At 60.3% G+C, this 290-nt stretch carries 1 pseudogene; it reads left to right on the top strand.

The features are described 5' to 3' along the window. Window positions 1–290 (top strand): annotated as a pseudogene (locus GM79_RS25320) (ISLre2 family transposase); the annotation flags it as partial.

Genomic DNA, 290 nt, shown 5'->3' with positions numbered 1-290 from the left:
GATGATGACGCGCTTTGGCCAAATCCAAGTAGCTAATAGTGAGGCCTTTAGCGTGCACCCAAACGGGTTTGGCATCAGCCCCTACCTCCAGGAGAAGCTGGTTTTTTTAGGGCAATTCGAGGTCTACCAACAGGCTGCCGCCTTGACCGAAACCCTGCTGGGGGTGCCCGTAGGGGCCAGTCAGATTGACCGGCTCACGCGCTTTTACGGGAAGGCCATCGCCCATGACCTGGACCAGGTTCCGGCTTGCCCGGCCCCTGAAGCCGCCCCAGCGGGCATCGTCTATGCGC

This window comes from Hymenobacter sp. IS2118 (assembly GCF_000715495.1).
Lineage (GTDB): Bacteria > Bacteroidota > Bacteroidia > Cytophagales > Hymenobacteraceae > Hymenobacter.
The sequence above is the reverse complement of the archived record's forward strand: the minus strand, read 5'-3'. Positions and strand labels throughout refer to the sequence as shown.